This is a genomic window from Paracoccus sp. (in: a-proteobacteria), assembly GCF_046462195.1.
Classification (GTDB): Bacteria; Pseudomonadota; Alphaproteobacteria; order Rhodobacterales; family Rhodobacteraceae; genus Paracoccus.
In genome coordinates, this window is the sequence record NZ_JBKGUN010000161.1 from 1 (window position 1) to 7,797 (window position 7,797).

Genomic DNA, 7,797 nt, shown 5'->3' on the forward strand with positions numbered 1-7,797 from the left:
CTGGCCCGCGCCCGCAACCTGCTGATGCAGACCGAGATGTCGATCATCGAGATCGCGCTGGCCTCGGGCTTTTCCAGCCCGTCCCATTTCTCGAAATGCTACCGCGCCCAGTACGGCAGCACCCCGTACCGCGAGCGGGGCACCTCCGGCTCGCCCGCCCGTGGGTCAGAGGCCCACTAGCGCACGGGCAAATTCGTCGGCGTCGAAGGCGTCCAGATCATCGATCTGCTCGCCCACGCCTATGGCATGGATGGGCAGGCCGAAACGGTCGGCCAGCGCGACCAGAACGCCGCCACGCGCGGTCCCGTCCAGCTTGGTCATGACCAGACCTGAGACATCGGCCAGCTTGCGAAAGGTCTCGACCTGGTTCAGGGCGTTCTGGCCCGTGGTCGCATCCAGCACCAGCAGCGTGTTGTGCGGGGCATCCGGGTCTTTCTTGCGGATCACGCGGACGATCTTGGCCAGTTCCTCCATCAGGTCCTGGCGGTTCTGCAGGCGGCCTGCCGTGTCGATCATCAGCAGGTCGGCGCCCTCGGCCTCGGCCCGCACCATGGCGTCATAGGCGAGGCTGGCCGGGTCGCTCCCTTGGGGGGCGACCATGACCGGAACGCCTGCACGGGTGCCCCAGACCTGCAGCTGCTCGACCGCCGCGGCCCGGAACGTGTCGCCCGCGGCGATGACGACCGATTTCCCGGCGGCACGGAACTGGCTGGCCAGCTTGCCGATGGTGGTGGTCTTGCCGGCGCCGTTCACGCCCACGACTAGCACGACCTGCGGCTTTTTGGGATAGATCGGCAAGGGCCGCGCGACAGGCGCCATGATGCGCGCGATCTCGGCGGCCAGCAGCTCCTTCAACTCGGTCGAGGACACGCGCCGCCCCATCCGGCCTTCGGCGATGTTGGCGGTGACCCGCAAGGCCGTGTCCACGCCCAGATCGGCCTGGACCAGCATGTCCTCCAGTTCTTCCAGCATGTCGTCGTCCAGCGCGCGGCGCGGCTCTTCGACCCGCGCTTCGCCGCGGCCGAACAGGCGGCCGACAAGTCCCGGCTGAACAGGCTGCGGATGGGGCGATGCGATAGGGGCGGGCAATTCCGTGGCCGGAGCGGGAGCCGCCTCGGGCGCCTCGCCCACGATCTCGTCCAGACCGGATCCGATCTTCGTCGAAGACCGGGTCAGCCGCTCGCGCAGTTTCGAGAAGAACGCCATGATCAGACCTTTCCGTACTGCCGCGACCCTATCGTGTTACGCTGGCAAGGAAAAGCCGTGGCCAAGCTTTCACCGATGCCGGCGCGACGCCTTCAGCCCCGCAGTTCGCGGATCAGGCCAGCCAGTCGCAGGGTGGAGGCATCGTGCCCCGGCGCATCCTCGCCCTTCAGCAGGGGCTCGACCTTGAGCGCCAGTTCCTTGCCCAGTTCGACCCCCCACTGGTCAAAGCTGTTGATCCCCAGGATCACGCCTTCGACAAAGACACGGTGTTCGTAAAGGGCGACGATCTGCCCCAGCGCGAAGGGGGTCAGCTGATCGATCAGCAGCGTGGTGGAGGAGCGGTTGCCGGGAAAGACCCGGTGGCGGGCCTGCCGCTCAAGCTCGGCTCCTTCCAGCCCCTTTGCCGCCATCAGGGTGCGGGCCTCCTCCAGGCTGCGACCCCGCATCAGCGCCTCGGACTGGGCCAGGCAATTGGCGGCTAGAAGGATGTGGTGATGGGCCAGGTCGGGTTCGTGACCCTTGGCGGCCAGGATGAATTCACAGGGCACGGGCGTCGTGCCCTGGTGGATCAGCTGGTAAAACGCGTGCTGGCCATTGGTGCCCGGCTCGCCCCAGACGACCGGGCCCGAAACGGTGGAAAGGTCGCTGCCGTCCATGGCCACGCGCTTGCCGTTCGATTCCATCTCGAGTTGCTGCAGATAGGCCGGCAGGCGCAGCAGGCGGTTGTCATAGGGCAACACCGCACGGGTCGGATAGCCGCAGACCTGATGGTGCCAGATCCCCACCAGTGCCAGCAGGACGGGCAGGTTCGCCTCCAGCGGGGCCTGACGGAAATGGGTGTCCATCGCGGCACCACCGGCCAGGAAGCTGTCAAAGTGCTCCGGTCCGACGGCCAGCATCAGCGACAGGCCGATCGGTCCCCAGACGGAGTAACGCCCGCCGACCCAATCCTCGAAGCCGAAGACACGCGAAGGGTCGATGCCAAAATCGGCCGTCTTGTCGGTGGCCGAGGACAGCGCAACAAACTGCGCCGCCGGGTCCGTCACCTTTGCCGACATCCAGTTACGCGCCGTCTGCGCGTTGGTCATCGTCTCGATCGTGGTGAAGGTCTTGGACGCGACGATCACCAGCGTGGTTGTCGGATCCAGTTCCTTCAGCGTATCGGCGATATCGGCACCATCGACATTGCTGACGAAATGGGCCCGCGGCCCGTCATGATAGGGTGCAAGCGCCAGCACTGCCATATAGGGGCCAAGGTCCGAACCGCCGATACCGATGTTCACGATATCGGTGATGCGCCCGCCCTGCCCCGCAAAGCTGCCATTGCGGACCTGACGTGCGAAGTCCGCCATCCGGTCATGCGTTTCGCGGACTTCGGGCATGACGTCGCGGCCATCCACCGTCACGCTGTTTGTCAGGTTGCGCAGCGCGGTGTGCAGGACGGCGCGGCCTTCCGTTTCATTGATCCTTTCGCCCGCGAACATCGCCTCGCGCCTTTCCTCGAGCCCGGCCGAGCGGGCCAGATCCAGCAACAGGTCGCGTGCCTGGGCATCGATCATGGTCTTGGACCAGTCAAAGACCAGACCATCGGCACTGTTCGAAAAGGTCGTGGCGCGCTGCGCGTCGGCGGCGAATAAGGCCTCGATGCGCGTTTCGCCCTGGTCATTGCGGCAGGATTGCAGACGGTTCCAGATATCGGACATGCGGTGGTGTCTTTCGCTTATTCGGCCCAGTGAACGGTGGCGACGTCAAGAAAGGCGCGGATGGGTGCCTGCATCGGGTCCAGCTTTTGCGCGCGCTCCAGCGCTTCGCGTTTTTCTGGACCCATGATCAGGACATGGATGTTGATGGCATCGCACAGCACCGGCTTGGTCAGGGTGATGCGCGGCTCTTCCGCGCCGTCAGCCCTGATGGCCATGACGGGCGGTGCATCCGCGGCCATCGCGGCCTCGAGGTGATCGGCCCTCGGGAACAGGCTGGCCGTGTGCATGTCGTTTCCCATGCCCAGCAGGACCACGGTCAGCGGCAGATGCGGCGTCAGGCGCGCCGCCAGTCCTTCGGTCGCCAGATCGGGCGAGGCATCACCGGTGTAAAGGTCGATGTAGTCCGCGGCCTCGGCCTTGTCCTTCAGCAGGTGACGCCGCAGCAGGCGCGAGTTCGAACGCTTGTGCTCTCCATCCACCCAGCGCTCGTCGCCCAGAACGACGGTCACGCGGCCCCAGTCCAGGTCGGTGCCGCTGAGCGTTTCGAAAACCGGCGCGGGCGATGTGCCGCCCGGCACGCACAGTGTCGCGCGATCGTTGCCGCGCAGATGCTGGGCCAGTTGCGAGGCGATGCGGTCTGCCAGCGACAGGGCCAGCATCTCGCGGTCGGGATAGTCCTTGAAGTCCATCGTCATGCCCTGATTTCCCTCCAACGTCGATTGTCGCGATGCATCAGGCGCAACGCTTCGTCTGGCCCCGAGGATCCGGCGTCATAGGGTTCGGGCCGGCGTTTGCTGTCTTCCCAGGCATTGATGATCGGGTCGGTCCAGGCCCAGGCGGCCTCGACCTCGTCGCCACGCATGAACAGCGTCTGGTTGCCACGGATCACGTCCATGATCAGGCGCTCGTAAGCATCGGGCATGTCGGCCCCGTCCGCGCCAAGCGCTTCGGCAAAGGACATGTCCAGCGGCACCTGCACAAGACGCATCCCCCCGGGCCCCGGTTCCTTGATCATCACCTTGAGGTTCATGCCCTCGTTCGGTTGCAAACGGATGACAAGCTCGTTGGCCTTCGGCACGCCGCTGTCATCAAAGATCGAGTGTGGCGGTTCCTTGAAGGTGATCGCGATCTCGCTGGTCCGCGCGCGCAGCTTCTTGCCCGTCCGGAGGTAGAACGGTGTCCCCTGCCAGCGCCAGTTCGAGATGCGGACCTTCATCGCGACATAGCTTTCGGTGCGCGACTCCGGATCTTCGGCATCCTTCAGATAGCTCTTGCCGCCTTCGCCCTGGTACTGGCCCCGGACGATGTCGCCCGGCTCGACCGGCTGCAGCGCCCGGATCACCTTCAGCTTCTCGTCCCGGACCGCATCGGGGTCGAAGTGATAGGGCGGCTCCATCGCGATCAGGCACAAGAGCTGCATCATGTGGTTCTGGACCATGTCCCGGATCGCCCCGGACTTGTCGTAATAGCTGCCACGGCCGGCGACGCCGACGGTTTCCGCGACCGTGATCTGCACATGGTCGATGAACTGCGCGTTCCAGAGCGGCTCGAACAGGACATTGGCGAACCGGACAGCCATCAGGTTCTGAACGGTTTCCTTGCCCAGGTAATGATCGATCCGGTAAATCTGGTGTTCATGGAAATGCTGGGCCAGCATGGCATTCAGCGCGCGCGCCGAGGCCAGGTCGCGGCCAAAGGGCTTTTCCACAACGATACGGCTGTCGTCATCCGCGATCCCGTGCCCTGCGAGACGTTCGGCGATATCACCGAACAGCGCGGGCGCGACCGAAAAGTAGAAGGCATGAACGACACCGGGCCGCATCCGCTCCTTGAGAGCCTGCCATCCGCCCTCGCCCTTGGCATCGATCGGAACATAGCCAAGCAGCGCCAGGAACTCGGCCAATTGCGGATCATCCTTGCCGACGCCGGAAAATTCGCAGATCGCGCCGGCGATCTCGGCGCGGAAGGCATCGTCGTCCTGTTCGGTGCGTGCGGCACCGATGATGCGGCTGCTGGCCGGGAACTGCCCTGCCCGAAAGCGGCGGAACAGGCCGGGCAGGATCTTGCGATGGGCAAGATCACCAGTGGCGCCAAAGATCACGAGGTCGAAATCATCGACCGGAATGACACGCGAGACCATGCTGTCCTCCTTGCGGTTGGCATTCGCCATACCTCTTGTTAGCGATAACAACAATGCGGTTCAACCTTTCAGCGCCTTGGCCAGCCTTGGCAGGCGGCAGCGCTTCAACATTTCGGACATTGTCATGTTGCCGCCCATGGCCTGCGCCTTGTCTCGGGCGGCCTGCAAGGCGGCCAGAACAGGGGCCGGATCACGGCGCTGCAGGTCCAGCAGGAAGGCATCGGGATGAAGCGCGCGAAGCCCCAGACCCCCCATCAGTCCCTGAGGAAAATCCTTCAGGTTGGCGGTCAGGATCAGCGAAGCCTTGCCTGCCAGAGCCGTCTCGACAACGTGCCGGTCGGCGGGATCGGGAAAATCCAGGTCGATGGCGGCCTGACCGTCACCCGGTTGAACGGCCCGCGGAAACCGCAAACGCAGCAGCGCAATCTCAGCCCCTGCAACGGCATCCTGTTCGGGACCGAGACGGGCGGCGGCGCGGCGCCATTCCTCGAGGATCCTGTCGGACCAGAGGGGCTGGAACAGCCCCGCCTGCGCCAGATCCGACAGGATCTCGCGCAGGATGGTCGGGAACAGGACATTGGCGTCCAGAACGACGCGCATCAGTCCAGCCGGAAGAACAGCGCCTTCAGATAGCCCGTTTCGGCCAGCTGCGGCAGGGTCGGATGGTCGGGACCCGCCTGACCCGTATGGATCAGCACGCCGCGCCGCCCCCCGCGTCCGATGCCGCGCGCGCTGACATTGCGGAACGCCGTCAGATCGGCCGCATGGCTGCAGCTGCACAGGCCCAGATAGCCGCCCGGCGCGACCAGCGGGGCCGCCAGCTTGGCCACCCGCTCATAGGCGCGAAGACCTGCCTCAAGGGCGGGCTTGGACGGCGCAAAGGCAGGGGGATCGCAGATCACCACGTCGAACTGCCGTCCCTCGATCGCCAACGTTTCCAGCGCCTTGAAGGCATCCGACTGCATGACCTCCAGCCGGTCGCCCGCGCCCATGGCGTCCGCCCCGCCTTGTGCCAATTGCAGGGCAGCCGCGCTGCCATCGACGCAGAGCGCCCTTGTCGCACCGGCCGCCAGCGAGGCCAGGCCGAACCCGCCGACATGGCTGAAGACATCCAGAACCGATCCGCCTGCAACAAGCCGCTGGGTGAAGGCCTGGTTCGGACGCTGGTCAAAGAACAGCCCCGTCTTCTGCCCGCCCATCAGGTCGGCCATATAAGTCGCGTTGTTCATCCGCACCTGCACAGGGGCGTCAGGGGTTGTGCCGTGCAGAACCTCCATCCGCTCATCCAGTCCTTCCAGCCCGCGCGCACGGCCCTGTCCATTCAGGATCACCGTTGAAACGCCTGCAACCTCGACAAGCGCATCGGCGATGTCACCCGCCATGCCATCCGCCCAAGCCGCGTTCGGCTGCATCACGGCTGTGTCGCCGAAACGGTCGACCACCAGCCCGGGCAGGCCGTCCGCCTCGGCATGGACCAGCCGGTAGAAGGGCGCGTCATAAAGCCTTGCCCGCATGTCCAGTGCACGGGCCAGACGGCGGCGCAGCCAAGTCCCGTCGACCACGGCGCCGGGATCACTGTCCATCACCCGCGCCACGATCTTGGAGACCGGGTTGACGGTCACCAACGCCAAGGGCTGTCGCTCGGCATCCTCCAGCACGGCCAGTCCGCCCGGGGGCAGCGCCTTGGTGCGGCGGTCCAGAACGGCCTCGTCGGCAAAGACCCAAGGAAACCCGTGCCGGATGGCCTGTGGCTTGGACTTTGGGCGCAGGCGGATGACGGGCCGGTCAGGGGCAGTGGGATCAGAGGGGAACAGATCGCTCATGACTGAATTCCTTTCCCAGCCGATCTGACACGCCACCCCGCGCCGCACAAGGCACGGGGCCCCTGTTCCGGACGCAAAAATTCGGGACGAAGGCCGGATGACTGCAAGGTCGCCCGCGCCCTGTTGAAGCGTTAACGCTAACGGACTATATTGGCTGCAAAGCCAGAGGAGGCCGCCATGACCCTTCACGCCACGATCGACCGCGTGACCGACCGGATCCGCAAACGCTCGGACCAGACACGCAGCGCTTATCTGAAGAAGATTGCGCGCGCGGCGCAGGATGGACCTGCCCGGGCCCATCTGTCCTGCGGCAACCAGGCCCATGCCTATGCCGCCATGGACGACAAGGGCGACATGGCCACGACCCGCAAACCCAATATCGGAATCGTGACGGCCTATAACGACATGCTGTCCGCCCATCAGCCTTATGAAAATTATCCCGAGCGGATCCGCGCGGCGGGCCGTGCGGCGGGGGCCACCGTGCAGGTCGCGGGCGGCGTGCCGGCCATGTGCGACGGCGTGACCCAAGGGCGTCCGGGAATGGAGCTGTCGCTGTTCTCCCGCGATGTGATCGCCTTGGCGGCCGGCGTGGCCTTGTCGCATGACTGCTTCGATTCGGCGATGTACCTGGGCGTTTGCGACAAGATCGTGCCGGGCCTGTTCATTGCCGCAGCGACCTTTGGCCATGTGCCTGCGGTCTTCGTACCCGCTGGCCCCATGCCTTCCGGTCTGCCCAATGATGAAAAATCCAAGATCCGCCAGCAGTTCGCCACCGGAGAGATCGGCCGCGATGCGCTGATGGCCGCCGAGATGGCCAGCTATCACAGCCCGGGCACCTGCACCTTCTATGGCACGGCCAACACCAACCAGATGCTGATGGAGTTCATGGGCCTGCACCTTCCGGGCGCGAGCTTCGTGAACCCCG

General features: G+C 65.3%; 8 protein-coding genes. 2 read left to right on the forward strand and 6 right to left on the reverse strand.

What is annotated here, in order from left to right; all coding sequences use genetic code 11:
• Window positions 1-180: helix-turn-helix domain-containing protein (locus tag ACLHHB_RS10450; RefSeq protein ID WP_410218226.1), on the forward strand; the 180-nt coding region annotated here is incomplete at its 5' end.
• Here ACLHHB_RS10450 and ftsY read toward each other — a convergent pair.
• From ftsY to ACLHHB_RS10480, 6 genes are all read right to left on the reverse strand, one after another.
• On the reverse strand, window positions 166-1,206 hold the full coding sequence (gene ftsY, locus ACLHHB_RS10455) for a signal recognition particle-docking protein FtsY (RefSeq protein ID WP_410218227.1): 1,041 nt from the start codon (window positions 1,204-1,206) through the stop codon (window positions 166-168). The genes ACLHHB_RS10450 and ftsY overlap by 15 nt on opposite strands.
• Before the next feature lie 92 nt (window positions 1,207-1,298).
• Complete coding sequence (pgi, locus tag ACLHHB_RS10460; RefSeq protein WP_410218228.1) at window positions 1,299-2,909, reverse strand: glucose-6-phosphate isomerase; 1,611 nt, start codon at window positions 2,907-2,909, stop codon at window positions 1,299-1,301.
• A gap of 17 nt (window positions 2,910-2,926) precedes the next feature.
• Window positions 2,927-3,598 carry a 6-phosphogluconolactonase gene (gene pgl / locus ACLHHB_RS10465; RefSeq protein WP_410218233.1) on the reverse strand — a complete coding sequence of 224 codons (672 nt, stop codon included), beginning with the start codon at window positions 3,596-3,598 and terminating at the stop codon, window positions 2,927-2,929.
• 2 nt (window positions 3,599-3,600) lie between these two features.
• Window positions 3,601-5,049 (reverse strand): glucose-6-phosphate dehydrogenase, encoded by a 1,449-nt coding sequence (gene zwf, locus ACLHHB_RS10470; RefSeq protein WP_410218229.1) that lies wholly within the window; start codon window positions 5,047-5,049, stop codon window positions 3,601-3,603.
• A 60-nt stretch (window positions 5,050-5,109) separates the two neighbouring features.
• A complete protein-coding gene (locus tag ACLHHB_RS10475) occupies window positions 5,110-5,649 on the reverse strand; it encodes an RSP_2648 family PIN domain-containing protein (protein WP_410218230.1) in 540 nt (179 codons plus the stop codon).
• On the reverse strand, window positions 5,649-6,872 hold the full coding sequence (locus ACLHHB_RS10480; protein ID WP_410218231.1) for an RSP_2647 family RNA methyltransferase: 1,224 nt from the start codon (window positions 6,870-6,872) through the stop codon (window positions 5,649-5,651). The genes ACLHHB_RS10475 and ACLHHB_RS10480 overlap by 1 nt, the downstream gene beginning before the upstream one ends.
• A gap of 177 nt (window positions 6,873-7,049) precedes the next feature.
• Here ACLHHB_RS10480 and ACLHHB_RS10485 point away from each other — a divergent pair.
• On the forward strand, window positions 7,050-7,797 hold a 748-nt coding region (locus ACLHHB_RS10485), incomplete at its 3' end, for a dihydroxy-acid dehydratase (RefSeq protein ID WP_410218232.1).

Coding starts and splice junctions, on each gene's coding strand:
- ftsY (WP_410218227.1), bottom strand. CDS start 1,206: ATGGCGTTCTTCTCGAAACTGCGCGAGCGGCTGACCCGGTCTTCGACG.
- pgi (WP_410218228.1), bottom strand. CDS start 2,909: ATGTCCGATATCTGGAACCGTCTGCAATCCTGCCGCAATGACCAGGGC.
- pgl (WP_410218233.1), bottom strand. CDS start 3,598: ATGGACTTCAAGGACTATCCCGACCGCGAGATGCTGGCCCTGTCGCTG.
- zwf (WP_410218229.1), bottom strand. CDS start 5,049: ATGGTCTCGCGTGTCATTCCGGTCGATGATTTCGACCTCGTGATCTTT.
- ACLHHB_RS10475 (WP_410218230.1), bottom strand. CDS start 5,649: ATGCGCGTCGTTCTGGACGCCAATGTCCTGTTCCCGACCATCCTGCGC.
- ACLHHB_RS10480 (WP_410218231.1), bottom strand. CDS start 6,872: ATGAGCGATCTGTTCCCCTCTGATCCCACTGCCCCTGACCGGCCCGTC.